Origin of the sequence: Methylobacterium brachythecii (genome assembly GCF_014196345.1) — a bacterium.
GTDB lineage: Bacteria > Pseudomonadota > Alphaproteobacteria > Rhizobiales > Beijerinckiaceae > Methylobacterium > Methylobacterium brachythecii.
Map to the genome: position 1 here is coordinate 479,758 of NZ_JACIDN010000003.1, position 26,428 is coordinate 506,185.

32 protein-coding genes are annotated in these 26,428 nt (G+C 67.8%); 18 read left to right on the top strand and 14 right to left on the bottom strand.

Going from position 1 to position 26,428, the window contains the following annotated elements:
- The first annotated feature begins 7 nt into the window (after positions 1–7).
- Together GGR33_RS09885 and GGR33_RS09890 are read left to right on the top strand one after the other, a co-directional pair.
- Positions 8–1,840 carry a reverse transcriptase family protein gene (locus tag GGR33_RS09885; RefSeq protein ID WP_183504482.1) on the top strand — a complete coding sequence of 611 codons (1,833 nt, stop codon included), beginning with the start codon at positions 8–10 and terminating at the stop codon, positions 1,838–1,840.
- A gap of 221 nt (positions 1,841–2,061) precedes the next feature.
- Positions 2,062–2,835 carry a lysophospholipid acyltransferase family protein gene (locus GGR33_RS09890; protein WP_183504484.1) on the top strand — a complete coding sequence of 258 codons (774 nt, stop codon included), beginning with the start codon at positions 2,062–2,064 and terminating at the stop codon, positions 2,833–2,835.
- Between the two features lie 9 nt (positions 2,836–2,844).
- Here the strand turns inward: GGR33_RS09890 and GGR33_RS09895 are convergent, their stop codons facing one another.
- Entirely contained in the window at positions 2,845–3,762 is a 918-nt protein-coding gene (locus tag GGR33_RS09895; protein WP_183504486.1) for a LysR family transcriptional regulator, read from the bottom strand.
- 93 nt (positions 3,763–3,855) lie between these two features.
- Here GGR33_RS09895 and GGR33_RS09900 point away from each other — a divergent pair, with 93 nt between their 5' ends.
- On the top strand, positions 3,856–5,106 hold the full coding sequence (locus GGR33_RS09900; RefSeq protein WP_246412939.1) for an MFS transporter: 1,251 nt from the start codon (positions 3,856–3,858) through the stop codon (positions 5,104–5,106).
- Between the two features lie 48 nt (positions 5,107–5,154).
- Complete coding sequence (locus GGR33_RS09905) at positions 5,155–6,486, top strand: MATE family efflux transporter (RefSeq protein WP_183504488.1); 1,332 nt, start codon at positions 5,155–5,157, stop codon at positions 6,484–6,486.
- Positions 6,487–6,549: 63 nt separating this feature from the next.
- Here the strand turns inward: GGR33_RS09905 and GGR33_RS09910 are convergent, their stop codons facing one another.
- The 4 genes from GGR33_RS09910 to GGR33_RS09925 all read right to left on the bottom strand — a co-directional run bounded on the left by GGR33_RS09910 (position 6,550) and on the right by GGR33_RS09925 (position 8,932).
- The gene (locus GGR33_RS09910; RefSeq protein WP_183504490.1) at positions 6,550–6,834 is read right to left on the bottom strand and encodes a hypothetical protein; all 285 of its coding nucleotides are present in this window, start codon (positions 6,832–6,834) and stop codon (positions 6,550–6,552) included.
- A gap of 1 nt (position 6,835) precedes the next feature.
- Positions 6,836–7,075, bottom strand: coding sequence for a hypothetical protein (locus tag GGR33_RS09915; protein ID WP_183504492.1), 240 nt, complete (start codon positions 7,073–7,075; stop codon positions 6,836–6,838).
- Positions 7,076–7,207: 132 nt separating this feature from the next.
- Positions 7,208–7,573, bottom strand: a complete 366-nt coding sequence (locus GGR33_RS25890) for a hypothetical protein (protein WP_246412940.1) — start codon at positions 7,571–7,573, stop codon at positions 7,208–7,210.
- A 135-nt stretch (positions 7,574–7,708) separates the two neighbouring features.
- The gene (locus GGR33_RS09925) at positions 7,709–8,932 is read right to left on the bottom strand and encodes an MFS transporter (protein ID WP_425488762.1); all 1,224 of its coding nucleotides are present in this window, start codon (positions 8,930–8,932) and stop codon (positions 7,709–7,711) included.
- 144 nt (positions 8,933–9,076) lie between these two features.
- Between GGR33_RS09925 and GGR33_RS09930 the strand changes: the two genes are divergently transcribed.
- Positions 9,077–9,973: a LysR substrate-binding domain-containing protein gene (locus GGR33_RS09930; RefSeq protein WP_183504494.1), complete on the top strand. Its 897-nt coding sequence runs from the start codon at positions 9,077–9,079 to the stop codon at positions 9,971–9,973.
- Here GGR33_RS09930 and GGR33_RS09935 read toward each other — a convergent pair.
- Positions 9,957–10,346 carry a tautomerase family protein gene (locus tag GGR33_RS09935; RefSeq protein ID WP_183504496.1) on the bottom strand — a complete coding sequence of 130 codons (390 nt, stop codon included), beginning with the start codon at positions 10,344–10,346 and terminating at the stop codon, positions 9,957–9,959. The two genes, GGR33_RS09930 and GGR33_RS09935, sit on opposite strands and share 17 nt — an antisense overlap.
- A gap of 318 nt (positions 10,347–10,664) precedes the next feature.
- On the opposite strand from GGR33_RS09935, the gene GGR33_RS09940 reads away from it, so the two are divergent.
- Entirely contained in the window at positions 10,665–11,561 is an 897-nt protein-coding gene (locus GGR33_RS09940) for an HpcH/HpaI aldolase/citrate lyase family protein (protein ID WP_183504498.1), read from the top strand.
- An 80-nt stretch (positions 11,562–11,641) separates the two neighbouring features.
- On the opposite strand, the gene GGR33_RS09945 is transcribed toward GGR33_RS09940, so the two are convergent.
- Positions 11,642–11,947, bottom strand: a complete 306-nt coding sequence (locus GGR33_RS09945) for a hypothetical protein (protein ID WP_183504500.1) — start codon at positions 11,945–11,947, stop codon at positions 11,642–11,644.
- Between the two features lie 335 nt (positions 11,948–12,282).
- Between GGR33_RS09945 and GGR33_RS09950 the strand changes: the two genes are divergently transcribed.
- The 4 genes from GGR33_RS09950 to GGR33_RS09965 all read left to right on the top strand — a co-directional run bounded on the left by GGR33_RS09950 (position 12,283) and on the right by GGR33_RS09965 (position 15,520).
- Positions 12,283–13,662 (top strand): Wadjet anti-phage system protein JetA family protein, encoded by a 1,380-nt coding sequence (locus GGR33_RS09950; RefSeq protein ID WP_183505076.1) that lies wholly within the window; start codon positions 12,283–12,285, stop codon positions 13,660–13,662.
- Positions 13,655–14,290: a DUF4194 domain-containing protein gene (locus tag GGR33_RS09955; RefSeq protein ID WP_183504502.1), complete on the top strand. Its 636-nt coding sequence runs from the start codon at positions 13,655–13,657 to the stop codon at positions 14,288–14,290. Before GGR33_RS09950 ends, GGR33_RS09955 begins: the two co-directional genes overlap by 8 nt.
- An 89-nt stretch (positions 14,291–14,379) precedes the next feature.
- Positions 14,380–14,652 (top strand): hypothetical protein, encoded by a 273-nt coding sequence (locus tag GGR33_RS09960; protein ID WP_183504504.1) that lies wholly within the window; start codon positions 14,380–14,382, stop codon positions 14,650–14,652.
- A gap of 172 nt (positions 14,653–14,824) precedes the next feature.
- Positions 14,825–15,520 carry a GntR family transcriptional regulator gene (locus GGR33_RS09965; protein WP_183504505.1) on the top strand — a complete coding sequence of 232 codons (696 nt, stop codon included), beginning with the start codon at positions 14,825–14,827 and terminating at the stop codon, positions 15,518–15,520.
- Between the two features lie 42 nt (positions 15,521–15,562).
- Here GGR33_RS09965 and GGR33_RS09970 read toward each other — a convergent pair whose 3' ends face one another.
- Positions 15,563–16,378 carry an enoyl-CoA hydratase/isomerase family protein gene (locus GGR33_RS09970; protein ID WP_183504507.1) on the bottom strand — a complete coding sequence of 272 codons (816 nt, stop codon included), beginning with the start codon at positions 16,376–16,378 and terminating at the stop codon, positions 15,563–15,565.
- 178 nt (positions 16,379–16,556) lie between these two features.
- Between GGR33_RS09970 and GGR33_RS09975 the strand changes: the two genes are divergently transcribed.
- A complete protein-coding gene (locus tag GGR33_RS09975; protein ID WP_425488763.1) occupies positions 16,557–17,021 on the top strand; it encodes a hypothetical protein in 465 nt (154 codons plus the stop codon).
- Positions 17,022–17,067: 46 nt separating this feature from the next.
- Here the strand turns inward: GGR33_RS09975 and tenA are convergent, their stop codons facing one another.
- Positions 17,068–17,727: a thiaminase II gene (tenA, locus tag GGR33_RS09980; protein ID WP_183504516.1), complete on the bottom strand. Its 660-nt coding sequence runs from the start codon at positions 17,725–17,727 to the stop codon at positions 17,068–17,070.
- A 188-nt stretch (positions 17,728–17,915) separates the two neighbouring features.
- Here tenA and GGR33_RS09985 point away from each other — a divergent pair, with 188 nt between their 5' ends.
- Together GGR33_RS09985 and GGR33_RS09990 are read left to right on the top strand one after the other, a co-directional pair.
- Positions 17,916–18,068, top strand: coding sequence for a hypothetical protein (locus GGR33_RS09985; RefSeq protein ID WP_183504518.1), 153 nt, complete (start codon positions 17,916–17,918; stop codon positions 18,066–18,068).
- A 98-nt stretch (positions 18,069–18,166) separates the two neighbouring features.
- Positions 18,167–18,583 carry an FKBP-type peptidyl-prolyl cis-trans isomerase gene (locus tag GGR33_RS09990; protein ID WP_183504520.1) on the top strand — a complete coding sequence of 139 codons (417 nt, stop codon included), beginning with the start codon at positions 18,167–18,169 and terminating at the stop codon, positions 18,581–18,583.
- Between the two features lie 2 nt (positions 18,584–18,585).
- On the opposite strand, the gene GGR33_RS09995 is transcribed toward GGR33_RS09990, so the two are convergent.
- Positions 18,586–19,083 carry a DUF427 domain-containing protein gene (locus GGR33_RS09995; protein WP_183504522.1) on the bottom strand — a complete coding sequence of 166 codons (498 nt, stop codon included), beginning with the start codon at positions 19,081–19,083 and terminating at the stop codon, positions 18,586–18,588.
- Between the two features lie 66 nt (positions 19,084–19,149).
- Between GGR33_RS09995 and otsB the strand changes: the two genes are divergently transcribed.
- On the top strand, positions 19,150–19,905 hold the full coding sequence (gene otsB / locus GGR33_RS10000) for a trehalose-phosphatase (protein WP_183504530.1): 756 nt from the start codon (positions 19,150–19,152) through the stop codon (positions 19,903–19,905).
- 76 nt (positions 19,906–19,981) lie between these two features.
- A complete protein-coding gene (locus tag GGR33_RS10005) occupies positions 19,982–20,977 on the top strand; it encodes a glucokinase (RefSeq protein WP_183504532.1) in 996 nt (331 codons plus the stop codon).
- Between the two features lie 48 nt (positions 20,978–21,025).
- On the opposite strand, the gene GGR33_RS10010 is transcribed toward GGR33_RS10005, so the two are convergent.
- Positions 21,026–21,511 (bottom strand): MmcB family DNA repair protein, encoded by a 486-nt coding sequence (locus tag GGR33_RS10010; RefSeq protein ID WP_183504535.1) that lies wholly within the window; start codon positions 21,509–21,511, stop codon positions 21,026–21,028.
- A gap of 276 nt (positions 21,512–21,787) precedes the next feature.
- Between GGR33_RS10010 and GGR33_RS10015 the strand changes: the two genes are divergently transcribed.
- Positions 21,788–22,207 (top strand): DUF1801 domain-containing protein, encoded by a 420-nt coding sequence (locus GGR33_RS10015; protein ID WP_183504537.1) that lies wholly within the window; start codon positions 21,788–21,790, stop codon positions 22,205–22,207.
- Here the strand turns inward: GGR33_RS10015 and GGR33_RS10020 are convergent.
- The 3 genes from GGR33_RS10020 to GGR33_RS10030 form a co-directional block, all read right to left on the bottom strand.
- Positions 22,204–22,995, bottom strand: a complete 792-nt coding sequence (locus GGR33_RS10020) for a cobalamin-binding protein (protein ID WP_183504539.1) — start codon at positions 22,993–22,995, stop codon at positions 22,204–22,206. The two genes, GGR33_RS10015 and GGR33_RS10020, sit on opposite strands and share 4 nt — an antisense overlap.
- Before the next feature lie 4 nt (positions 22,996–22,999).
- Positions 23,000–23,521: a DedA family protein gene (locus GGR33_RS10025; protein ID WP_183504541.1), complete on the bottom strand. Its 522-nt coding sequence runs from the start codon at positions 23,519–23,521 to the stop codon at positions 23,000–23,002.
- A gap of 68 nt (positions 23,522–23,589) precedes the next feature.
- On the bottom strand, positions 23,590–24,714 hold the full coding sequence (locus tag GGR33_RS10030) for an acyltransferase family protein (RefSeq protein WP_183504543.1): 1,125 nt from the start codon (positions 24,712–24,714) through the stop codon (positions 23,590–23,592).
- A 228-nt stretch (positions 24,715–24,942) separates the two neighbouring features.
- On the opposite strand from GGR33_RS10030, the gene pdxY reads away from it, so the two are divergent.
- Both pdxY and GGR33_RS10040 read left to right on the top strand, forming a co-directional pair.
- Complete coding sequence (pdxY, locus tag GGR33_RS10035; RefSeq protein WP_183504545.1) at positions 24,943–25,794, top strand: pyridoxal kinase PdxY; 852 nt, start codon at positions 24,943–24,945, stop codon at positions 25,792–25,794.
- A gap of 91 nt (positions 25,795–25,885) precedes the next feature.
- Positions 25,886–26,389 carry a YegJ family protein gene (locus tag GGR33_RS10040; protein ID WP_183504547.1) on the top strand — a complete coding sequence of 168 codons (504 nt, stop codon included), beginning with the start codon at positions 25,886–25,888 and terminating at the stop codon, positions 26,387–26,389.
- Positions 26,390–26,428 lie beyond the last annotated feature (39 nt).

Sequence of the window (26,428 nt, forward strand, 5' to 3'; positions counted from 1 at the left end):
CGCGGCCATGACCGTGCAGCCCGGCAGCCTGACGCGGCAGCAGCTCTACGACCGTATCCGCGAATCCTCGAAGGACGAGGTCATCCTCGAGGAGATGATCCGCCTCGGCTTCTGGCCGGGCGATGAGGCACAGCCGAACCTCCCCGCCGAGCTGATCAAGCGGCGTGGCGACATCCATCGCGAGATCTCCGAGCTCCACAAGAAGGAGCGGCTCTGGAGCGATCCCGAGACGGCGCTCAAGGAGATGCACAAGCGCCGCAAGAAGGAGGCGCTGGCCCGTCGCAAGGAGACCAAGCTCCGCAACGCGCGAGGCCGTCACGACCGGGCGCTCGCCTGGCACGAGCGGCGCAAGAGCGACGTGCTCTATCTCGGCGAGGGCGTCTCGGCCGGCCTCCATTCGGACGGCGTCGCCAAGCCACTCAAGCCGGGCCTTCCGGCCCTCGGGAGCCCCAAGGCGCTTGCCGAGGCCATGGGCATCCCGCTCGCAGAATTGCGCTTCCTCGCGTTTGACCGCGCGCTGTCGCGCATCAGCCACTACCAGCGCTTCACGATCCCGAAGAAGACCGGCGGCGAGCGCTTGATCTCAGCGCCGATGCCGCGGCTCAAGCGGGCGCAATACTGGGTGCTCGACGCGATCCTCGACAAGGTCGCGGTGCACGAGGCCGCGCATGGCTTCGTGCCAGGCCGCTCGATCCTCACCAACGCGGGGGCGCATGTCGGCCGCGAGGTCGTGGTCAATCTCGACCTCAAGGACTTCTTCCCCTCGCTGACGTTCAAGCGCGTCAAGGGCAAGTTCCGCGGCCTCGGCTATCCTGAGCCGGTCGCGACGGTGCTGGCGCTGCTTTGCACCGAGCCGGATGTCGACGAGCTTGAGCTCGACGGCGAGCGCCTGTTCGCCGCCAAGGGCCCGCGCCGCCTGCCGCAGGGCGCGCCGACCAGCCCGATGCTGACGAACCTCGTCTGCATCCGGCTCGACAAGCGCCTCGCCGCGCTCGCGGCGTCCCTCGGATTCACCTACACGCGCTACGCCGACGACATGACCTTCTCAGCCTCGGGGGAGGGTGCAGCCAAGGTTTCTGCGCTGCTGAAATACGTGGGCGAGATCGTCACCGCCGAGGGTTTCACCGTCCATCCCGACAAGACCCGCGTCATGCGCCGCGGCCGCCACCAGGAGGTGACCGGGCTGACCGTCAACGAGCGCGTGGCAGTGCCCCGCGAGACCCTGCGCCGCTTCCGCGCGTTGCTGCACCAGATCGGGAAGAACGGCCCCGAGGGCCGACACTGGGGCAAGGCGCGCGACGTGTTCGATGCGGCGCTCGGCTTCTCGTTCTTCGTGCGCATGGTGAGCCCGGCCATCGGCGACCCGCTGATCGCCGAGGTTCGCAGTCTGGCCGCCCGCCACGGCCATGCACCAAAGGCGGTGCCGGAGCCGACGGCGTTCCGTGCGAAATCCGCCCGCGGCGAAGCCCCGCTCGCGCGCTGGTGGATACCGGCCGAGCGACCGGCACCGGAACCGGAAGCGATTCTGATCGAGCCGCCGAAGCCTGCGCCCAGACCGGCTCAGGCGAATGCACCGCGCAGTGCCATCGGCGCCGCGGCCGGAATGCGCGCGCGGATGCAGCAGGAGGGGCCGAGCGGCGCCTGGAATCAGGGTTCGGGGCGGCAGACCGTGGAAGACGGGAGCATCGGCAGCGCCTTCCGCCGTCTCCCGCGGCGCACGTACAAGATCCTTGGGATCCTGATGCTGTTCGGTCTCGTCGCGAGCGTTTCCCCGCGCCTCGCCGCGCTCGGGCTGATCTTCCTGATCGGTTATGTCATCGCCGAGCGAAAGAAGCGTTGAACGGCCAGATCTCGTCGCGGGGACATCCGACTGCTTTTGCGCCTTCGTTGCAGGTGGCGATGCGTAGCGGCCCGCGCTAGATCATGCCGTGCTTCGACAAAATCCGTCAAAGCACGGAAAACATGATCGATTCAAAGAGTTAGAGCAGGTTCTCAGCGAAAAACCGTTGCCACTTTTTCGCAGCCCGCGCTAAAGCGGGCCGTCCAGATCATCAGGTTCCGATGCTCGCCGTCCGTTCGCTCGCCTTCAACACCGCGTTCTATGTCGTGACGGCCCTGTTCGCGATCGTCGGCCTGCCAGTCCTGGTCTCGCAGAAGGCGACGATCCGCTTCGCGAAGGCCTGGGGCCGCACCATCATCTGGCTGCTGCGGGTCATCGCCGGCACGCGGGTCGACTTCCGCGGCCTCGACACGATCCCTGCCGGGCCCTTGCTGATCGCCGCCAAGCATCAATCCACGCTCGAAACCCTGGCGCTGACGATCCCCTTCGACCGCTTCGCCTACGTGCTGAAGCGCGAGTTGATGTGGATCCCGCTGATCGGCTGGTATCTCGGCCGCTCCGGCATGGTGCCGATCGATCGCGCCAAGGGCGCGCGGACCATGGCCAAGCTCAACGAGGCCGCCGCCCAGGCGATCCGCGAGGGGCGTCAGCTCATCGTGTTTCCCGAGGGCACCCGCCGCGCCGCCGGCGCGCCGCCCGCCTACAAGCAGGGCCTGTCGCACCTCTACGTGGCGCTCGGCGTGCCCTGCGTGCCGGTGGCCCTGAATTCAGGCCTCTACTGGCGCCGCCACGGCTTTCGCAGGATGCCGGGCACTTGCCCGATTGAGTTCCTGCCGGCGATCCAGCCGGGCCTGGGCCGCACCGACTTCCTCGAACTGGTCCAGCAGCGGATCGAATCGGCCTCCGACGCTCTTCTGGCCGAGGGCCGCGCCGATCTCGCCAGCCAAGGGCTCCCAGTGCCGGTCACGGTCGCCTCGAGCGTCGCCAGCTCCTGAGCGGGTGAGTCAGGCCGGTTCGGAGACCCTGACAGCCCCTGCGCGGAAATCCTCGCGCAGCGCATCGCGAAACAGCGCGATCGGCCGGCGCAGGCGTCCCGTCACGGGCCGGTGCACCAGCCAGGACCGAATCGCCGGCTGGAAATCCTCGACCGAGATCCTCCGGATGCGATCGCGAAACGGAGAGCGGGCAAGCTTGCCCGGCGTGACGATGCCGAGGCCCATTCCGCGCGCCACCAGCGATAGCCTCAGATCGGAATAGGGTGCCTCCACCCCGACGGTGAGGCTCAGGCCCTGCGCCTCCATCCGGCGTCTCAGGGTCGTGCGGAATCCGCAGCCATCCTGGCTGGTGACCCAGGGATGGCGCGCGAGATCGGCCAGCGTGGCTTTGTCCGGCACGTCGAGATCCTGGCCGGCCACGACGACAACCGTCTGGGTCAGGAGATCGTCGGCGGCGAGGTCCTCCAGCGGACGCGCGGCGTCGGCTAGGGTGATCGCTGCGGCATCGATCTGGTTGCGCGCCACCTGCTCCATCAGCAGCGGCGACCAGCCGGAGGTCAGCCGGATCGTCAGGTCCGGGAACGCCTCGCGCAGCCGGTCGATCGGTGCGGCCAGAGCCGCATCCGCGAGGTCGATAGTCACGCCGATCCGCAGCTCTCCGCTGATCGTTCCGTTCGGCGACGCGCCACTGCGCAAGTCCTCGATCGATTGCAGGACCCGGCGCCCGTGCTCGTAGGCGTCGAGACCGGCCGCGGTCGGTCGGAGCGGCTTCGCCGGCCGCTCCAGGAGCTGGACGCCGAGTTGCTCCTCGAGATTCTGCACCCGTCGCGTCACGCCGGGCTGGGTCAGGTTCAGCCGTGCGGCCGCGCCCATCAGCGAGCCGGTCTCGACTACGGCGAGAAAGGCTTCAAGATCGTTCGTGTTCATGCGAAACTCGCATGTTCAATGATAAGATTATTGATTTGTATCATGGATCGACTCGTTGCACATCCCCGTCAGGATGTTCACCGAGAGGGTCTGATGACCGCGGGCACACACAATCCGACGGCAGCCGAGGCGGAAGCGATGAGTCCAGTCGCTCACGGGCAGGGGATCTCGCGCGCCACCGTCTGGTTTCTCGCGATCTCGGTTGGCGTGATCTTCGTCGATATCACCGCTCCGCAGACGCTGATCGGGGTGATCGCACCCGATCTCCGGATCGGCGAGGGCTGGGCCGGCCTTATCGGCACGGCGAGCCTGCTCGGCTACGCGGTCGGGCTGTTCTTCCTCGTGCCGCTCTCCGACCTGATCGAGAATCGCGGTCTCGTCATCGGCATGCTCTCGGTCGCCGTCATCTCCGCCATCGGAGCGGCGCTCGCGCCCGCGGCGCTCCCGTTCCTCCTGCTGCTCTTCACCCTCGGTGCGGCCTGCTCGGCGATCCAGGTTCTCGTGCCGATCGCTGCCGCGATGGCGCGGGAATTCGAGCGCGGCCAAGTCATCGGCGACGTCATGAGCGGGGTGATGGTCGGCGTACTGCTCTCCAGACCCATCGCGAGCTTCGTCGCCGACACTCTGGGCTGGCGCGCCTTCTACGTCCTCTCCGCGGGCAGCATGGCCGTGCTGATCCCCCTGATGCGCTCGCGCCTGCCCGTGCGCCGCCCCGAGGCGACGGGCAGCTATGCCGCCGTCATCGCCTCGCTCTCCATGCTGCTCGGGACGGAGCCGGTGCTTCGCCGCCGCTCCCTGACGGCAGCGCTCGGAATGGCCGCCTTCACCGTCTTCTGGACGGCGATCGCGCTGCGGCTCTCGCAGGCGCCGTTCAACCTGAACCAGTCGCACATCGCCCTTTTCGCCCTCGTCGGAGCCAGCGGAGCGATCGTGGCGCCCCTGGCCGGCCGGGCCGGAGATCACGGCTGGACCCGCCGGCTGACCGTCGCGGCCCATGTCGTGACGATCCTCGGTTTCGCCCTCGCGGCCTTCGCAGATCGCCTCGGCGGCCCCGTCTGGTGGCCCCTGGCGCTGCTCGGCCTCGCCGCGGTGATCCTCGATGTTGGCGTCATCACCGATCAGACGCTCGGGCGTAGGGCGGTGAACCTGCTCAAGCCCGAAGCGCGCGGACGGCTCAACGCGCTGTTCGTCGGCATCTTCTTCCTCGGCGGAGCTTTCGGCTCGGCCGCCGCGGGCTATGCCTGGGCGCAGGGCGGCTGGCCGCTGGTCTGCGCCGTCGGTGCCGGCTTCGGCGCCCTTTCGCTGATCTCGGATTTCGTAGGAGATCGCGCATCGCGAGGATGAGGCGGGGAGCGCTTGCGGGGACGAGGCCGGTCTCCGCATAAGCCCGGCATGCAGGCCGCGCTTCAGCCCCTCACGAACCGCCGGATGCTGGCCCTCGCCGTACCGGCGACGCTGGCGAGCATCACCACGCCGCTCATCGGCTTTGTCGGAGCGACCGTCATCGGCCGGCTCGGCGACGCCGCCCTGCTCGGCGCAGTCGCCCTCGGCGGGGTGGTGTTCGACGCGATCTTCTGGAGCTTCGGCTGCCTGCGCATGGCGACGGCCGGGCTCACTGCGCAAGCGGTCGGCGCCCGCGACGACGCCGAGATCGCCCGCACGCTGGCCCGCTCGCTCACGGCAGCAGCGCTCGTCGGGCTCACCCTCGTCCTGGCGCAAGTTCCGATCGCGAGATTGGTCGCGCTCGTCAGCGGCGCGAGCCCGGACGTGCTCGCCGGGCTGGCGATCTACTTCCACATCCGCATCTTCGCGGCGCCCTTCACATTGGCGAATTACGCGATTCTCGGCTCCGTGCTCGGGCGCGGCCGCACCGATCTCGGCCTGCTGATCCAGGTGGCGATCAACTTGACGAACATCGCGCTGACGCTGCTGCTGGTGATCGGCTTCGGGTTCGGAATCACCGGGGCGGCGGTCTCGGCCCTGGTCTCGGATGCGGCCGGGACGGGCCTCGGCCTCCTCATCGTCAATCGCCTCGGCACCCGGCCCTTCGCCGTCAGCCGGGCCGACGTGCTCGATGCGGCAGCCCTCGCGCGAACGCTGAAGATCAATGCCGATGTGCTGATTCGAACCCTCGCCCTCGTGGCGGCGATCGTCCTGTTCTCGGCCATCGGCGCCCGCTTCGGCGACGTGACGCTGGCCGCCAATGCTGTGCTCTGGAATCTGTTTCTGATCGGAGGCTTCTTCCTCGACGGCTTCACCGTCGCGTCGGAAGCCGCCTGCGGCCAGGCCGTTGGCGCGCGGGACCGGTACGCATTTACGGTCGCCGCGCGGCTTAGCCTGCTCTGGAGCCTCGGATTCGGGATCGGCGTCAGCTTGCTGTTTGCCGGCATCGGCCACGCCTTCATCGATACGGTGACGACGAATCCGGCGGTGCGCGAGACGGCCTACGCCTATCTGCCGCTCGCGGCGGCGGCCCCGTTCTTCGCGGCCTTGCCCTTCGCCATGGACGGCATCTTCGTCGGCGCGACCTGGACGCGGGCGATGCGCAATCTGATGCTGGCCGCCGTCACGGCCTATCTGCTGGCGCTGGTCGGCTTTCAGAGCCTCGGCTGGGGAAATACCGGGCTATGGGCAGCCTTCCTGCTGTTTCTCGCGGCGCGCGGGATCGGACAGGCGCTGCTCTATCCGAGACTCAGCCGACAGACGTTTCTGCATGGCGCATAAAAAAGCCGCCCGTCGGAAACGGGCGGCCTTTGGCAGACGATGGCAGTCGAGCCGGAAAGAAGATCAGTTCCGGGCGGACATCATGTCGTGGGAGAGCACGGCGAGCTTGCCGATGAGGCTGGCGACGTCGCCGTTGGTGCAGGACCACTGCGTGCCGATGGCGGCGCCGTCGTTGGAGACGGAGACCACGGCAACCGAGCGAAGCTTGCCTTCGCGGGCGAGCTGGAGCTGGTCCTGCAGGACCTGGATCACGGAAGCGACGTTCTCGTCGGCAACCGCCTCGGCGGCACTGAGCGGGAACTGCACGACGGTGGCGTCGGCGGAGAGCATGCGATCGGGCTTTGACATTTCAGGCGACTCGTCGGGGCTTGAGTTGCGTCTGACCGAGCGGACCTGCCTGCAGGCGCTCGACGAGGGAGGCGAGAGTTTCGGGAAGAGCGGCGTCGCGATCGACGGAGAGGGACTTTCCGATGGCGGTGGCGACCCCCTTGGTCACCCGTCCCACGGCGAGGCCCGTCTGGATCTCACTCGTCGGCTGCCCCATTCGGGAGGCACCGACATTCAAGAAACTGGCGGCGGGATCGATCATGGCATCCTTGCTCGCTGTCGCTTTCGTTCATCGATCCTGCGCCGGGCATCGCGTCATGAAAATGGCAGCGGGGTGATCATGGTTCGTCATTTCGCCGGGTGTGTTTTCTGAGAGACAGGTGGCTTTGGTGAGCTAGTTCGGATCCTGCCAGCCCTTCGATTCAGATCGAGGCTGCGCGCTGATCTCGGACGCCGCCGGCCTGACGCGGTCCTGGATCGGCGCCCGTTCGGCGACGCGGGCGGGCCGTATCTCGGGACGGGCGGCGCGGCGGCGATAGGCGTATCGGGAACGGCGAGCGTGGCGCGCGCGGGTGCTGCGGGTGTTGGAGCCGATGAAGCCACCCGCCACCGCACCCACGACGGCACCGACCGGGCCGCCGACGAGGGCACCCGCAACCGCTCCGGTTCCAACGCCGACGACCGTATTGTCGGCAGCCGAGGCCGCTACGGGACTAGACAAACCCGCAAGCAGCACCAGACCGAAGCAAGCTTTTCTCAAGGCGACTGCCCCCCGACCAAATCGATGTCGTCGTGTCGCGCGACATCTTGACGAAACATTGACCGGAAATGCTTGGCTGGACGAGAGAAAAGCTGTGCCGTTCAGAAAATTTCGGTCTGGCGCCGCGCGCAATGCTCAGGCTTGTTCGACAGCCGCGGCCGTCGCGAGGGCAGGCCGCAACCCGAGCACCAGCGGGACGATGGCGAGCGCCGTGAGCGCGGCAGCCAGTACGCCGAAGGTCTCGCCGGTATGGTCGGCGAGCGCGCCATAGGCGATCGGGGCGAGGCCGCCCGAGCCGATCACCGCCGTGTAGAACAGCGCGAAGGCCCGCCCGACGTCGCCGCGCGGCGCCAGCTCCGGCACGGTGCCGTACAGGACCGAGGAGGTGCCGTTCAGGAAGATCCCGATCACCGGCAGCACCACGAGCGCAGCGGTGAGGGGGAGGGGGATCGTCACGGCGATGAGCAGAGCGGTCGCCAGCTCCGTCGCGACGACGCTGCGCACGACGCCGAGATGCTCGCCGAGCCAGCCGCAGGCCGCCTTGCCGAAAGCCCCGCCTGCGAAGACGAGGGCGAGGCTCAGCCCCACCGTGGTCTGGTCGCCACCCTTGGCGTGGAGCAGGAAGGGTAGGAAGAGCAGGTAGCCCATGCGGGTCGCCGTATCGAGGCCGCCGATCGCCAGCAGCAGGCGAAAGCCGCGGCGATCTCCTGCGCCGTCCTGCGAGGCCAACTCGTCATGGCGCACGGGATTCGCGCGCGGCAGGATCACCAGCAGGGCGATGGCGACGACGATGCCAGCCACCGCGATGAAGCCGGCCGCCATGCGCCAGGCGACGAATCCGAGTAGCAGCGCCACCACCACGGGAAACACCGCTTTGCCGAGGTCGCCCGAGAAATTGTAGATGCCGAGCGGTCCGCGCGCGCCGTTGCCGAACGCCTGCGTGACCAGCAGTGATCCGCGCGGATGCTGGATACTCGATCCGATCCCCGCCAGCAGCAGGCCGGCACAGAGCCCCCAGAAGCTCCCCGTCAGCGCCATCACGCAGAAGCCCGCCGCCGCCACCAGCGTCGACAGGACGAGCGCATTGCGGATCGGCCAACGGTCGACGAGCCGGTCGGCCGGCACCTGCAGGCCGCCCATTGTGCCGTAATAGAGGCTGCGCATCGCGGCGACGCCGGCATAGGACAGGCCGAACTCGGTCTGCCAGACCGGCAGCAGCACGTAGAGCAGGTCGGTGTAGCCGTCATGGAGCGCATGGGCGGTGCAGGCGCCGATCAGGCTGCGCCGCGGCTCTGTCGACCCGGTCTCCTCCTTGCGGAAAGCCGATTCCGACCGCGCGAGAGACGCCGACCCGTTCACACCGATTCCTTTCCCGGCAAAACATCGTGATCTAGCTCTACACCCGTGAGTTTTCCGGGATGAGAGGGTATCGTCTCACGACATTCGTGAGCTCAGCTCACGGAATATCCGCATCGACCCATCGTCATCCGATCGGAATCCAAGATGCGCCGCCTTCCTCCGCTCCACGCGCTCCGTGTGTTCGAAGTCGCCGCCCGAACCGGCAGCTACGCCGCGGCGGGGAGGGAGCTCGGGCTGACGCATGGGGCGGTCAGCCGACAGATCGCCGCGTTGGAATCCTGGCTCGGGCAGCGGCTGTTCGTGCGGGTCGGACGGCGCATGGCGGCGACGCCCGCCGCGCGCGCCTTCGCTGCCGAGATCAGCCTGACGTTCGACCGCCTCACGGCGGCGGCCGAGGCGTGCGGACGCCCCGAGACGACACGTGTCATCCGGGTCAACGCACCATCGACCTTCGCCATGCGCTGGCTGATCCCGCGCCTGGACCGGTTCCGCGCCGAGCGACCGGACACGGAGATCACGGTGGCCACGGTCACGACGCTGAACGACGAGTTGCGCGGGGGGTTCGATCTGGCCATTCGCAGGGGCCCCGAACCCTGGCCGCAGCATCGCGCGGTGCCGTTTCTGGAAGAGACCGATACCCTCGTCGCGAGCCAATCACTGCTGGCGCGCGCGCCGCTGGCCTCGCCCGAGGATCTGGCGGGGCGCGTCCTGCTCGCCACCGAGACGCGTCCGAACGACTGGACGGAGTGGATGCGAGCGGCCGGGCTGCCGCAGATTCGCGGCACCCGGCGACAGGTCTTCGACCACTTCTTCGTGACGCTGCAGGCGGTCGAGGATGGGCTGGGCTTCGGCATCGGGCCGTTTCCGGTCCTCGACATCGCGCTCACGGACGGACGGCTCGTCGCGCCGTTCCCGCAGATCGGCGTCGCGCGGCCGGGCTACTTCGCCCTGACACCTTACGACGCCGACAAGACACCCTCGCTCAAGGCGTTCGTCAATTGGCTGGTCGAGGAGGGGAAGAGCGCTACAGTTCGCCGGTGAGGAACTGCGCGCGGCCGTGGCCGAAGCTCCAATCCTCGTCGGTGTTCTCGATGGTCGAAACCATCACGTCGGCCGGGGAGATGCCGCAGGCGGCCTGCAGCTTCTCGGTGAGCAGGCGGTAGAACAGCTCCTTCTTCTCGCGGCCGCGCGGCCGGGTGATCATCTGCACGACGACCACGTCCTTGGTGCGAGGAATGCCGAGGCCCGTATCCTCGACGATCATCCGCGAGGGCTTGTGCTCGGTGACGATCTGGTAGCGGTCGCCTGGCGGCACCTGAAACGCCTCCAGCATCGCCTCGTGCGCCGCGTCGAGCAGCGTCTTGAGTTCGGTCTTGGAGCGGCCCTCGATCAGGTCGAAGCGAAGCAGAGGCATGGAATCCTATCCGATAGTGAGGACGACACGGTGAGGCCGACTTCCATCGGTGGTCGTGGCGGCCATGGGTAGACTTTGGTATCCGCGCCACCAACCGTTCTCAACGCAAGTCACGGCCGCAGCAGCGGAATTCTCCAAGCGTCGCCATTCGGGACGCTGCCGGCCGCCGTGGACAATCTTCGATCCACTGGCAGATACGGTCGCCAGCGACTTACAGTCTCCGTGCACTGTCGTCGATTCCTATGCATTTTGAATGCAAAGCGCTGGAATCGGTCTCAGGGCACGTTAAGGGTCTGCGCCATGCCAAAGGGAACCTCGATGTCGGACCTCCGCCTGCGCCGCAGCGTGCTCTACATGCCGGGTTCGAACCAGCGCGCCCTCGAAAAAGCAAAGACCCTTCCGGCCGACGCCCTGATCCTCGACCTCGAGGACGCCGTGGCGAACGAGGCGAAGGACCTGGCGCGCGAGCAGGTCTGCAACGCCGTGAAGGGCGGCGGCTACGGCCACCGGGAGCTCATCATCCGCGTCAACGCTCCGCAGACGCCCTGGGGCGAGGCCGATTTGCGCGCCGCGATTCAGGCCAAGCCCGACGCGATCCTGATGCCGAAGGTGTCCTCGCCCGCCGTGCTGGAGAGCATCGCGGACCACCTCGAGGCTCTGGACGCGCCGGAATCCATCGCGATCTGGGCGATGATCGAGACGCCGGCCGCCATCCTGAACATCGCCGAGATCGCCAAGGCACGCCGTGATCGACGCACCCGGTTGACCTGCTTCGTGCTCGGCACCAACGACCTCGCCAAGGACACATGGGCTCAGCTGGTGCGCGGGCGCGTGCCGATGCTGCCCTGGATGATGTTCGCTCTCGCGGCGGCCCGCGCAGAAGGCCTCACCATCCTCGACGGCGTCTGGAACGACATCGCAGATCCGGAGGGCTGCCGCGAGGAATGTCGGCAAGCACGCGACCTCGGCTTCGACGGCAAGACGCTGATCCACCCCAACCAGATCGAGCCGGCAAATACCTCGTTTGCGCCGACCGAAGAGGAGGTGCGCCGCGCCCGCCTCGTGATCGAGGCGTTTGACCTGCCGGAGAACGAAAAACGCGCCGCCATCAAGGTCGAGGGCCGCATGTACGAGCGCCAGCATATCGGCATGGCCGCCCGCGCTGTGATCTGGTCGGAGACCATCGCAGCCCGTGACGCGGCGTCGTTGGGCTGAGATCGGTACGCTGGCTGCGAGACACAAAAAAACGGCCGTGCCCGAAGGCACGGCCGCTTCGCATTTCGAGGTCTCAAACCTCAGTAGCCATAGCCGTAATAATCGTAGGCCGGACGACGATAGCGCGGGCCGTAATCGTAGGCGCCATAACCGGCGCCACGGTAGCCGCCACCGTAATAGCCGTCGTCGTAACCGTAGGCCGGACGACCATAGCCGTAGCCGTAACCTGAATTCGCCGCGGCTCCGGCGGCGAGGCCACCGAGCGCGAGACCACCGATAACGCCCGCTGCGACGGCACCGCCGCGTCCGCGTGCCTCTGCACCGGTCGATGCGAGGCTGCCGGCACCGATCAGCGCCGCGGCGGTCATGACTGCGATTCTCTTCAAAGTTCGCTCCATGTCTTCGACCCTCGGCGGGTCAACATGTGTAGCCAACGATGGTCGCCGGGATGGGTTCAACTTCGAGGGCTCGAATCCAGGCCAAGCGGGACAATGCGATCAAGATAAATTATTGATTCTGTTCGAATAATCTTGGCGATGAGGTGCGACGTTTCTACGCCCCGTTCGAGAAATCGAGGCCTCCGACCGCGATTCCGGCGCGTTCGCAGATCATGAGACAGGGGATAACGACGACGCGCTCCGTCCCCTGTGTCAGAGGTGGCACGCTGTTGCCTTGACCTGAGGCCGTGCGGAGGCTTGTCCTCGCGCATCCGGTCGAGACGATGCTGTTCACCCACCTCTCCGACGATCTGTTCAAGCCGCTGGCCTCGCCGAGCCGGGCCTTCAATGCGGCTCTGCTGCTGCACCTGCGCGCGCGGCTGTTCGGCGAGACCATGGAGCCGCTTCGCAAAAGCGAGTTGCTCGCGGCGATTGGTGATTTCTGCGCGGACTGGACCCAGGCCGAGATCGCCGACGACGAAACCACACCCGTCGATCCCATCGAGCGACGTTCCGCCGTCTACCGGCGCCTGCTCGATGCGGGTTGGCTGGTGGAGCGGCGCGAGCGCTACGTGCCCGTGGTCGACCTCGATCCAGAGGCGCGGCTGCTCCTCGACGATCTCGCCCGCCTCGATCGCGGCGAGACCCGCTCCTATGGCGGTGCGGTGCTCGACGTGCTCAGCGCGTTGGAGAGCGCGACGTCGAACCCGGGCGAGCGCTCAGAGGCCCTGAACAACGCCGCGAAATCCTCACGCGAGTTTCTGGGGCATCTGCGCGGGCTCGCCGGCTCGATGCGCAAGATCGAGGAGCGCATCCTCGCCGAGGACGACCTGCGCGCGGCCTTCCGGCTGTATTTCGAGGAATTCGTCGAGCGCTATCTCGTCAGCGACTACCGGACGCTGCACACCCGCTTCAACCCGTTCCGGTTCCGCTCCGGGATCGTCCGCGAGGCCGGCCGGGCTCTGCGCGATCCGCTGACCGTGCGGGCGCTGGCGGACGGCGCAGTGCGGGAGGGCAGGGCGGCCGGGATCGAGGCGGCCGAACGCGGCGTGCGCGCCGATCTCACCGAGATTCTCGCTATCTTCGAAGGCCTCGACCGCCATCTCGACGTGGTGGCCGAGATCGTGGCGCGGATGGAGCGGCGCATCGCTGCGGCGCTCCGCTACGAGGGCAATCGCGACAGCGCCCGGATCGAGCGCACGGCCGCCGCCTTGCGAGCTGTCGGCGCCGTGGCCGACCCCACAAAGGCACCCCAGCCGCCGATCCTATCGCTGCGGCCGCCCATCGGACCGCCGCATCTCTACTCGCCGCGCCTGAAGCGCCGCGCCATCGTCACGGAGCCGCTGCCGGACGTGGCGAGCGATGCTTCGATCGAGGCCTTTGCCATGGCCAAGGACGAATTTCGCCGCCGCACGACCGTCACGCCGCAAACCATCGCCGCCTTCCTGGAGTCGCGCTTCGCGATCGGAAAACCGATCCGCGCCTCGGAGATCGAAATCGACGACGTCGATTCCTTCGTGGTCTTCCAACGTCTTCGCGAACTCGACGTGCTGTTCGACGGCGCGCTCTCAGGCCGCTATCGGCTGACCCGCATCGAGGGCCGTATCGAGAACGGCTGGCTCGATTGCCCAGACTTTACCGTCGAGCGCGCTAAGCATGCTTGAGCCGTTCCGCGCCATCGTCGACGGAGACGAGCCGCCCCCTTCCGGATCGAGGGCGCCCGGGGAGGAGGATCTGATCCGCGCTCTCCAGGCGCTGCTGAAGATCCAGGTGATCTATGCCGACACGCCCGGCATCGGCCGCTCCTACGAACTCGCACGCCACTACGCGCCGTTCTTCCGCGATTACTTCGCCTGCCTCGGCTACGACTTCGAGATCTCGCACCGCGACCAGATGATTTTTCTACGCGTGCCGGCGGAGGGCGCCAGGCTCGATGCACCTGCCGAGCGGTTGCGGAAGGACGAGACGCTGGTGCTGCTGTCTCTGCGGCTCGTTTACGAAGAAGGCCTGCGCGATCACCGCGTCACCACCGACGGCATCGTCGAAAGCACCACCGACGACATCGCGGAAAAAATCCGAACTGCCGCGCGCAGCGACCCGCCCGAGGAGACTCGGCTGATCGACATTCTTCGGCTTTTCGCCCGGAAGGGCGCCGTGAAGCTCGGCGAGCGCGACCGCGCCGAGCGCGTGACGCCGCTCATGGTGCTGCCCGGCATCGCAGTGCTGTCGCCGGATGCCTGGATGGACCAGGTCCAGGCCTGGGCCGCTTCGGTTGGTGACGGAGAAACCTGAGTCGGCGCCTCTCTGTGCCTCCGGCACATCACGCGCGCTTCGGAAACCGGGTTATCATCCGGCAGCGATCCATCGAGCGGGTTCACACCATGCGATCCATCCTGGCCGGCCTCGCCCTGATCTTGCTGCCGAGCCTCGCATCGGCGGAGTGCCAATGCGTCTGCGTCCGCGGGAAGGCGATCCCGGTCTGCCAGCCGCAGGCGATGGTCGAGCCGATCTGCCAGCAGATCTGCACCGACAAGATCGAGCAATCGCTCGGCACCGCGGGCATTGGCGGGGGAGGTATCGATGGCCCCGCCAGCAGGGGTGCGGGGGCCGGCGGTATCGACCCATCGTCGCTGAACGCGATCATCGGTCGCTAAAGGGCATCTTAAGTAGCCGTCTTAAGTCTAGTTGCAGGGCTTGGGGCTCCTGTGACATTTGATGTGGCTGCCGCATTCAATCACGGGTAGTCGCCTCGACATGCGTCACGGCTCAGCCTAGCGTCCGGTGGCGTGGCGCTTTTCGGGAAGCCCTCCAAACTCTTATGGGTCTATGACGAAGATCGAGGCCGGGATCGGCATCAACCGGCGCTACCTGCACGACGAGGTGGCCGAGCGCATGCGCGAACTCATCCAGACGGGTGAGCTCGAGCCGAAGGCGCGCATCAACGAGGGCGAGCTGACCGAACGCTTCGGCATCTCCCGCACGCCCCTGCGCGAGGCCATCAAGATCCTCGCCACGGAAGGACTGCTGGAGCTGCTCCCGAACCGCGGCGCCCGAGTCGCCAGCATCTCCGAAGCCGAGATCGAAGAGATGATCGAGGTCATCGCCGGGCTCGAGGCGACGGCCTGCGACATCGCCTGCCGGACGATCGGTGAGGAGGAGGTCGCAGCGATCGAGGACAAGCACGCCTGCATGATCGGAGCCTGGAAGGCGCGCGAAGAGATCGAGTATTTCCGCCTGAACCGCGAGATCCACGAAGCGATCATGAGCGCGAGCCGCAACGCGACGCTGCAGTCGATCTACGGCAGCCTCTCGGGCCGCACGCAGCGCTCGCGCTACCGGGCGCACCAGACCGACGAGCAATGGGCGCAGGCCGTGGAGGAGCACGAGGGCCTGATGGATCGGCTACGTGCCCGCGACGGCGAGGGCCTGGCCAAACGGATGCGCGAGCATATCCGCGGCAAGAAACCGGTGATCGTCGCGAATTTCGGCGATCGCGACGCCGAGCCGGCCGAAGGCGTCTGACGCCTCCGACCCGGCTTTTTTCGAGAGGGTCTGGCCCTCGGCTCAGCGGCCTTCCCACTTCGGAGGGCGCTTGCCGAGGAAGGCTTCCATGCCCTCGCGGAAGTCGCGGCTCATGTAGGTCATCAGAATGAGGTCGTTGCCGGGCTGAGCTGCGTCGTCGGTGGATGGCTTCTCGGCAAGCCGGCGCAGGCCTTCCTTGGTCGCCTGGAGCGTCAGTGGAGCGTGGCTGGCCAGCAGCGTCGCCAACTCCGAAGCGCGCTGTCCGAGGGTGCCGGAGTCCTCGACCACTTCGTTGACGAGACCGATCGCCAACGCTTCCTCCGCTCCGACGAGCCGGGCCGTGAACAGGATGTCCTTCACGCGGGCCGGCCCGATCAGACCGGACAGCCGCTTCAGGTTGCCCAGCGAGAGGCAGTTGCCGAGCGTACGCGCGATCGGGAAGCCGAAGCGCGCGTCGCGCGTGGCGATGCGCATGTCGCAGGCCGCAGCGATGGCAGCACCGCCCCCGGTGCAGGCGCCCGCCACCGCCGCGATGGTCGGAACGCGCAGGCGTTCCAGCGCGCCGAGCACGCGGTCCATGAAGCGCTCGTAGCCGAGCGCGTCCTCGGCCTTCTCGAAGCTGCGGAACTGGGCGATGTCGGTGCCCGCGGCAAACGCCTTCTCGCCGGCACCGGTGATGATCACCGCCTTGATCGAGCGATCCTCCTCGATCTGCCGGCTCAGGGTGATCAGACCCTCGTACATCGCGAAGGTCAGCGCGTTGCGCGCCTGCGGCCGGTTGAGCGTGATACGAGCGATGCCGGACTGGTCGGTCTCGAACAGTAGCTCGTTCGTCGGAGTCGAATCGGGTGCGCTCATCGGCAGGGCATACCTCGGATGGTGATCGGGTCGCTGTGAGCCCTGTCGCGCGTTGCCCCCCGGCGATCAAGCCCGACGCACTACGGCGAAGAGCGTGGCCCAGCGATCCTTCCGGCACCCCGGCGTTCGTGCTACCGCCGTTCGAAGCGGAATTTCGGCACTTCCAGGGATGACGGACGTGAGAGCGACGACGATCGGGTTCATCGTAACCGGGCTGCTCGCGGGGCTGGCGGCCGCTCCGGCCGAAGCGGGCTGCACGCGCAAGATCGTCAACAAGTCGGCGTTGACGGCGCTGATCAGCCGTGACGGCGGCCCGTGGGTCACAGTGCCGCCGCATCATTCGCAATCGATCGTCTTCAGCCAGCCGGGCAAAGTGGATGTCGCCCTGGTCTGCGGACGCGGCGGCCCCGAGGGCGCGGTCTACCGGTCCTCGCTCAGCTACTCGGCGATCATCGACCGATGCTACTACGAGATCGGCAACGGCTTCTTCGAAGAGCAGCTCGGCCCCGGCTTCGCACTCGGCACCGAGGATACCGCACCGCTGACCGTCAATACCCCGCGCCAGGGCGACGTGGTGATCGGCCCGCGGGTCGAGGCACGCTGCCCGGCGGAGTTCCGGGCGGCGGTTCAGTCGCGTTACTGACCGGTTTCAGTCTCTCCGCCTTCATGCCGGCGTCGTCTTGGGCGGCTCACACCGGCCAGGCCGCCTCGCGATAGGCCGAGTCCCAGAACATCCATTCGAGCTGACATGCGCGGGTGAAGCCCGCATGCATCCCGGCGAGCTCCTTCGGACCGGCCTGCTCGGCGACTGCGTCCGTCACTGCGATCATCGCGTCGACGGCCTGCGAAAAGTCTTCGCCGGCGTAGGTATCGATCCAAGATCGGTATGGATTGTCTGCCGCCGCGCTCGCATGGATATCGTTGCCGATTTCCCGGTAGATCCAGAAGCAGGGCAGCATCGCTGCCAGATGCACGCCGAGCGGCTCGCGAAACCCGCTGGCGATGAGGAAGCTGAGGTAGTGGTGGGCCACCGGGGTCGGCGGGGTGGCCGCGACCTCGGCATCCGTGACCCCAAAGCGGCGGAAATAGTCAGTGTGCAGCGAGCGCTCGACTTCGATCGCCACTGACGCTGCGCCGGAGAACTGCACGATGTGGTCGGGATCGTCGGATTTCGCCGCGGCCACGGCGAGCGCCTGCGCGAAGGCGACGAGGTAATGCGCATCCTGGATCATGTAGTGGCGGAAGGCCGCCATCGGCAGCGTGCCGGCGGCGAGCTCCCGGTTGAACGGGTGCGTGCGAGTCGCCTCGTAGATCGCGGCGTTTCGTGTCCAGGCATCGGTCGAGAACACGGGCGGCTCCTCTAGGGATCGTCGGCGGCAAAGGTTGTGCGGCCCCGCAAGGGCCGACGCCAGCCATTAACCCCGATGTGCGCAGCGGCACAGCCCGAATGGCCGCGCTGATCCACACAGGAACCGCAAGTCCAGGCTGTCTGCGAAAGCAGTCACCGGGGGAGCCGAGACCATCGAGGAGTGTGCCGATGACGTCCAAGCTGTCTTTCCACTGGCTGCTGACACTCTTGGCCTTGGCGGTGCCCGCCGCCCTCGGACCCTGCCGTCCCACGAAAGACAGTGAGGCCCCAGCGACCACGCAGCAGGCCGCCTCGGACGTCGTGTTCCGGCACTATCTTTGACGAGTCGGACCGAACGATCGACAGGGCGGCGGTTGGGTCGCTGCGCGCGCCGTGCTAACTCGCGGCCCGTTCAGCAGCAGCCAGGACATCAACGATCCATGCGCTCGACCCTCTTTGCCGGAGCACTCGCCCTCGCCATGACAGCCGCCGCTTCCGCCGCCTCTCCCGTCACCACGGCCTCGGGCCTCACCTATACCGACGAGGTCGTCGGCACCGGTGCGGAGGCCAAGCCCGGCCAGCAGGTCAGCGTTCACTACACAGGCTGGCTCGATGAGAGCGGCAAGAAGGGCAAGAAGTTCGACAGCTCCCGCGACCGCAACCAGCCCTTCGCCTTCCCCCTGGGCGGCGGTCAGGTCATCCGCGGCTGGGACGAGGGCGTCGCCGGCATGAAGGTGGGCGGCAAGCGCACCCTTCTCATCCCGGCTGCCCTCGGCTACGGCGCCCGCGGCGCCGGCGGCGTCATCCCCCCGAACGCGACGCTGATCTTCGACGTAGAACTGCTCGGCGTGAAGTAAGCCTACCAGCCCATCATCCCCGGCCCACCCTTGAACGGGCCGGCGACGTCGGGCGTGATCCAGCCACCATAGAAGCCGCCGGGCTGGGGCTCGGCGCGCATCTCGCCGACCCAGCAAGCCTCCATTGGCCCGGCGTAAAATGCCACGGCGCCCGCTATGTCGCGGAAGCCCGTCGTCGGATCGGGATAGGCCCAGGCCGCTCCCGCCGCAGTCTGCCCACCTGCCGTGACATCGAACAGCACCGCGCGGCCCTTCCATTCGCAGATCCCAGCGCGCTGAGGCACGCCGAGTACGCCCGGCGCGACGGCATCCCGCGGGAAGTAGTAGGTCGGCGGATGGCTCGTCTCGAGCACGCGCCAGCCCGACGTCGAGTCGGCGATGACCTGGCAGCCGAAGATCACCTGCAGCCGCCGCTCCACGCGCTCGAGCCTGGGAGGGCGCGGGTAGTCCCTGACGCTTTCCTGTCCGGGAGCCGGCGGGATCGGATCGGGTCTGCGCATCCGCATATTGCCTTTCGAAGCCTCCGCCCAAGCTAGCGCTTTGACGACACTCCGAAAGGACACCGCGTGAGCGAGCCCGACGCCTTCGCCGTTTTCCTCGATTTCGACGGCACGCTCGCCGAGCTCGCGCCGACCCCCGACGCGGTACAGGTCGACCCGACGCTCGTCCCCAATCTCGAGAGCCTGAAGAGCCGCCTCGGCGGGGCTCTCGCGATCGTGACCGGGCGGCCGGTCAGCGTGATCGACCATTTCCTGGTACCCTCACGCTTCGACGTCGCCGGCCTTCACGGCGTCGAACGCCGAGTCGACGGCCAACTCAGCGGCGGCCGTCCGGAGGATCATCCCGCACTGCGCGCCGGCGTCGAGCGGCTGAAGCAGCAGGCCGCCTCCCTCGACAAGGTGCTGATCGAAGACAAGGGCGCCTCCGTCGCCGTGCACTGGCGCCTCGCCAACGAGGCCGACACCGAGGCCGCGCAAGGCATCGTCAAGGCGCTCGCGGCCGAACTCGGCTCCGCCTACCGGCTGCAACTCGGCAAGGCGGTGGGCGAGGTCGTTCCGGCCGATGCCACCAAGGGCCACGCCATCCGCGCCTTTCTGGAGCGGCCGCCCTATGCCGGGCGACGCGCAATCTTCTTCGGTGACGACAAGACGGACGAGCTCGCCTTCGAGAGCGTGAACGCCGATGGCGGCGTCAGCGTGCGCATCGGCGACGAGGAGACCATCGCGCGCCGACGCCTAGCTGCCCCCGCCGATGTCCGCGCGCTCATCGCCGGCTGGGCCAACGGAGCGCCGATCAACCCCGACGCCTTGCCGCCGGCCTGAAGCGACCGAAATTCCATTCGATAGCCTGCCCCACAGAACCGGTCCGACCGGCGGGGCGAAGCGAGACGGCGACGCCATGTTCGAATTTCCGGTCCTCCTCGGCGACATCGGCGGCACGAATGCCCGCTTCGGCTTGATCGAGCAGGCTGGCAGCACGCCGCGGATGCTGTCCCACGAGCCCACCAAGGGTCATCCCGACATCAGCGCCGCGATCCGCGCCTCCCTCGGCAAGGGCGGCGACGCCAAGCCGCGCTCGGCCGTTCTCGCCATCGCGGGCCGGGTAGACGCGCCGTCCGTGCGCTTGACCAATGCCGATTGGGTGATCGAGGCCGAGCGCATCGGCAAGGATTTCGGGCTGACCCGCGTCGTTGTCGTCAACGACTACGTGCCCGTGGCGGCCGGCGCTGCGCACATCACCGAGAGCGATCTCTCGATGATCGGCGAGGTCAAGCATTCCGGCCAGGGCGCGCGGCTCGTCCTCGGCCCTGGAACCGGCTTCGGCGCCGCCGCGCTCGTGCCCTACGAGGAGCGCCTCGCCATCGTCTCAACCGAGGCCGGCCACACCGATTTTGGCCCGACCGACGACGAAGACTTCGAGATCTGGCCCGGCCTCGAACGGCTGGAAGGCCGTATCACCGTCGAAGCGCTGCTCTCCGGCCCCGGCCTCGCCCGGCTCCATGCGGCCGTGACGCGGGTGCGCGGCGGAGGGGGCGGCTCGGCCATCGACCCGTCGAAGGTCACCGAGACCGGCCTGTCGGGCGAAGACCCCCATGCGGCGGAGGCGATCCGGCTCTTCTCGAAGTATCTCGGCCGGGTCTGCGGCGACCTCGCCCTGACCTTCCTCGCCACCGGCGGCGTCTATATCGGCGGCGGTATCGCGCCGCGCATCCTGCCGGTGCTGAACCAGGGCGGCTTCCGAAAGAGCTTCGAGCACAAGCCGCCCTTCGCCAAGATGATGCACGGCATCCCGACCAGCGTCATCACGGTGAACGACCCGGCCCTCAATGGGCTCGCGGCCCTGGCGAGCGAGGGCGACCGGTTCATCTATCACGGCCAGAATTGGCACGGGTGAGCGGGGCTGCCGTCATTCCGAGCACAGCGAAGCAATGACGGCATCGGGTCAGAGCGCCCCGTCTCCGATCGCCCCCGGATCGGCCAGCGCATGGAGCAGCCCCGCCGCCGCGTGGGCGAAGCGCAGCGTCACGGCCTTGCGCCGGGCTCCGCTGAGGGCGTGCTCCTCCGGCTCCCGCAGGATCGCCGCGCCGAAGGCATCGGCGACGATGAGGCCGCATTCCTCGGGGATCAGACTTTCCGGCACGCTCTCGGGGATCGCAAACAGGAAGCGGTCACAGAAATCACGATAGTCCGGCCATTTTCGGTCGGCGCGGAAATCCGCGACGCTCGACTTGATCTCGACGATGGTCAGTCGCCCAGCCGGGCAGAGCGCGATCACGTCGGCTCGGCGGCCGTTCGCCAGCGAGAATTCCGGCAACGAGACGCAGCCCATTCCGGCGAAGAGCCGGCGCACGCCGCGCTGGACATGGAGCGCCCTCGCCGATTGGCGGCGGTCCGGCGGCAAGACGATATGAGCGAGGGCAGCTGACATGGACGGCGACGCGTGATGGTGGCGCTCGACTGAATCATCTGCGGCCCGGCTTGTCATCCCCGGTTTCACGCGACGTTTCACGTAAAACATTTATTCCTATTATCAGCTATAAGGCCTGTCGCCCGAGTGGGCAGCCGCGACACGATTGGATTGAGCAAGGACGCCGCCGGTTCGTGCCGCAGCGGCCGATGGCTCCCGCTTCGGCCGCTTGTCGGGCTAGAAGCTTGCCCGCGGGTCGTACCGCTGACGACCGCGCAGCCGAGGGAGGAGCCTTCCATGGACGAGCCTGATGCGTCGGAAGTTCGCTCTCCGTCGGAATTGATCGATACGCGCATTGCCGAACTCGGTGACTGGCGTGGCCGGATGCTCGCGCATGTCCGCACGCTGATCCACCAGGCTCATCCCGATATCGTCGAGGAATGGAAATGGCGCGGCGTTCCCGTCTGGGAGCATGCCGGCCAGATCTGCACCGGCGAGACCTACAAGGCCGTCGTGAAGCTCACCTTCGCCAAGGGCGCCGCGCTCGACGATCCCAAGGGGCTTTTCAATTCCAGTCTCGACGGGAATGTCCGGAGGGCCATCGACATCCGCGAGGGAGACGAGATCGACTCGACAGCCTTCCAGTCCCTCGTGCGTGCGGCGATCGCTCTCAACGTGGCGTCGCGAAAGTCCAAGGCGAAGCCTGCGGCGACCTAGACCTTCGACCAGCCGGCAAGAGCCGCCCGGATCGCCGCGAACCCATCGGTCAGCGCTGCCGGCCCCGGCTGTAGGATCAGAGGCGATTTGATCTCGTGGATGCGTCCCGCCACGATCGCCGGGATCGCCGCCCAGCCCGGCCGCATGCGGATGCGCTCCACGTTGACCTTCTTCCCGCACCAGGAGGCGAGGATGATGTCCGGCGCGGCAGCGATGACCTGCTCCGAGGTGACGATCCGGCCCTTCGCCCCTTGCGCCCGGGACAGCTCCGAAAAGACGTCGTCGCCACCGGCCGCTCGGATCAGGTCGCTGACCCAGCCGATGCCGGAGATCATCGGCTCGTCCCACTCTTCGAAGTAGACGCGCGGCCGCGGCCGTCCCCGGATGGTCTCGGCAGCGGCGGCGAGATCTCGCTCGTAAACCTGCGCCAGGGTCTCGGCCTTTTCGGAGGCGCCGACGAGCGCGCCCAGCGTCCGGATCATGGCGAGACAGCCGGCAAGGTCGCGCTGATTGAACAGGTGCACAGCGATGCCGGCGCGAGCGAGATCGGCGACGATGTCGGCCTGGAGGTCCGAGAACGCCAGGACGAGGTCCGGCTCCAGCGCCAGGATTTTCGGCAGATCCGCGCTCGTGAAGGCCGAGACCCGCGGCTTCTCCCGGCGCACCTGAGGCGGGCGCACCGCATAGCCGGAGACGCCAACGATGCGATCGTGTTCGCCGAGCAGATACAGTGTCTCGACGGTCTCCTCCGTGAGGCAGACGATGCGCTCGGGCGGAAAGCGCCGCATGCCGCTAGCCTTGGAACCAGGAGAGCAGCCCGGCTCCCGGCGCGAGCAGCACGAAGGCCCAGAGAGCCGCCGACAGCACGTTCGCCACCTGGAAGGGCAGGCGGTTCACGCCGAAGGCGCCGGCGATGAGCGGGATCACTGCGCGCACCGGACCGAAGAAGCGCCCGATCGCCACCGCCCCCGCACCCCAGCGGCGCAGGAAATCCTCGGCGCGGCGGGTCGGCTCCGGGTAGCGGCTCATCGGCCAGAAGGTCTTGGCGCCCTCCTTGAAGTATCGGCCGAACTCGTAGGAGACCCAGTCGCCGAGCGCCGCGCCGATGGCGGCGGCCGTCACCACCGGCCAGAACGGGATGTCGCTCGCCCCGATCAGCGCGCCGATCGCGATCAGGATCACGGTCGCCGGCACCAGCAGCGACAGGAAGGCCAGGGATTCGCAGAAGGCCAGCACGCCCGCTACCAGCGGCGTCCAGGCTTTGTGCAGCTCGACGAAGCCGAGGACGGATTGGCGGATGGCGTCGAAATCCATGCTCGGCGGATTCTCCTGAGGGAGCGCAGCATGTGGCCGGAGCGGGCGTGGCCCGCAAGCGCCGGCGATCAGGCGATGCGGGGCTCGGCAGCCGGCGCTAGCGCGGGGAGGCGGCCGCTCGTTTCCATCGCGCGATAGCGAGCGAGCAGCGCCCTCGTCATCGGCCGCTCGACATAGCGATAGATCAGCAGGCTCGCGAGCACCGCCGCGAGGCTCGACGCCAGCATGAAGAACGGGACGGTGGCGGCGCTCAGCCAGAGCCGCTTCCAGACCAGGAAGACGCCGCGCAGCACGAAGGTATGGGTCAGGTAGAGGCTGTAGGAGGCATCTCCGACCGCCGCGAACCAGCGGCCCGCAACGGTTTCGCGTGGCGGCGGCCGCAGCGTAACGCCCGCGACGACGAGGAGTGCCGGCACGCCCGCGACCCAGGGCGCGGAACCCTGAAGATTGGCGAGCAGCCAGGCGATGCCGGCGACGATCGTGGCGAGCGCGATCGGCCAGGACAGCCGCAGCCCCTTCTCGTGGGCGAGGCCGAGCCCGCAGCCGAACAGGAACACCACGAGCAGCCCGTCGGTGACGCTGTAGAAGATCGGCGTCGCCACCGTGGCGTCCCGACCGATCCAGGCGAGCGCCAGGAACGCGGCGGTTAGCGCGGGCAGCCCGAGGCGGCGCGGCAGCAGCATCGCCAGGGCGAAGCAGAGGTAGAAGAACATCTCGTAGTTCAGGGTCCAGCCCTGGCCGAGGATCGGCCGCACGTCGCCGGCCGCGCGCAGCGTGGGGATGAACAGGTAGGATTTGACGACGTAGGCGAGCGTACCCGTCTCGATGACCTCACTCGATGGGATCAGAATCACGGCGATCACCGAGAGCGTGGTGAGCAGCCAATAGAGCGGCACGATGCGGATCATGCGGCGCGCGAGGAAGCGCCGTGGCGCGCCCGGCACGCCGAAATCCGGGCTCGCGCGCACCATCAGGAAGCCGGAGATCACGAAGAAGATGTAGATGCCGAACCACCAGCAATGGAGGCCGAGAAAATCGGCCGACGGCAGATCGAGGGCCTCACGCAGCCCGTTCCAGTGGAAGTTCGCATGGTGGAACACCACCGTGATGGCCGCGACGGCGCGCAGCCACTGGATCTGAACCAGGACCTTGGCGTCCGAGCCTGCGGGCGGCGCAACCACGGATGTCGACACGGGCCAGATCCTCTCGCGATCCATGGAGAGGCTCGCTCAGGCTCACGATCCGTACGCGGATTTCATCCGGCGCCTATCACTTCGTTGTTTTAGGATTAACGGCGTCGTTCGCCTTTGTCCGAAATCGGGGCATCCCGTCGATCGCGGTGCGCGCCACCGTCCAGGCCGGGTGTGCCGCTCGCCGAACTCGGCTATCAGGCGTCGGCTCGGCTCATCGGCGGGAGCGCCATGAAGGTTCTCTCCATCCAGTCCCACGTCGCCTACGGCCATGTCGGCAACGCCTCGGCGGTGTTCCCGATGCAGCGCATGGGCGTGGACGTCATGCCCATCCACACGGTCCAGTTCTCGAACCACACCGGCTACGGCGCCTGGCGCGGCCGCGTCTTCGACGGGCCGGCGATCGAGGAGGTGGTGCAGGGCGTCGAGGAGCGCGGCGCGCTGGGCGACTGCGACGCCGTGCTCTCGGGCTATATGGGCTCGCCCGATATCGGCACGGCCATTCTCGACGCGGTCGCCAAGGTCCGCGCGGCGAACCCGGGGGCGCTGTATTGCTGCGATCCCGTGATCGGCGACACCGATTCCGGGGTCTATGTCCGCCCCGGCATCGCCGAGCTGATGCGAGAGCGCGCGCTGCCGGCCGCCGACATCGTCACGCCGAACCAGTTCGAGCTGAACCTGCTCTCCGGCCTGCCCACGCGGACCCTCGCCGAGGCCAAGGCGGCCGCCTCCGCCATCCAGGCTTTTGGTCCGCGCGTCGTGCTCGTCACCTCCCTCACCACCGACGCCACCCCGGGCGATGCCATCGACATGATGGCGGCCGAGGGCGGCCACTTCTGGCGCGTGCGCACGCCGCGGCTCGACCTGAAGGCAGTGAGCGGCGCCGGCGATGCGGTCGCCGCGCTGTTCCTGGTCCACTACCTGCGCAGCGGCTCGGCCGCGACGGCGCTCGGCATGGGCGCCGCCTCGATCCACGGCCTGCTGAAGGCGACGGCCGAGGCCGGCTCGATGGAGCTTCTCACGGTCGAGGCGCAGGACGAGTTCGTGAACCCGACCAAGACCTTCCCGATCGAGGCCGTGTGACAGGCCGCCCGCCGTCACGGGTCGAGCGTCGTCAAGGCGTCGTCTTGCCCGATGATCTTGCCGGATGACCGCCGCCACGCTGAGGTCGGACATGCTTCGCCGCCCGCTTCTCGCCATCGCGCTCACCGCCGCTCCCCTCGGCGCAATGGCGCAGCCCGTCTACGAGACGAGCCAGCGCGGCGGCGTGATCAACGTGGCGAAGAGCGATCCCGAGATGGGCGCCGCGATCGAGAAGGGGCGCGCGACCTTGCCCGAGTTTCTCGCGCTCGCCGCCGCTCCGCACCAGGGCCAGACCGGCTTCGCAGTGAAGGTCGGTTTCACGGGGCCGCAGGGGCGCAACGAGTTCTTTTGGGTCATGCCCTTCACGGCGACGGGCGACCGGGTCAGCGGCACCCTCGACAACAACCCGGTCTACGCGACGCAGTTGCACAAGGGGCAGACGGTCAGCTTCGGCCGCGACGAGGTGATCGACTGGAGCTACCTCGACTCTGCCGGGCTGCACGGCCACTACACGACCTGCGTGATTCTGCGCCGCGCCTCCGAGGCCGACCGCGTACAGTTCCGCAAGCGGATGGCACTGAACTGCGAGCGGTGACCGCCTGCGCGACGCGGCCTTGACGCGGCCCTCCGATCT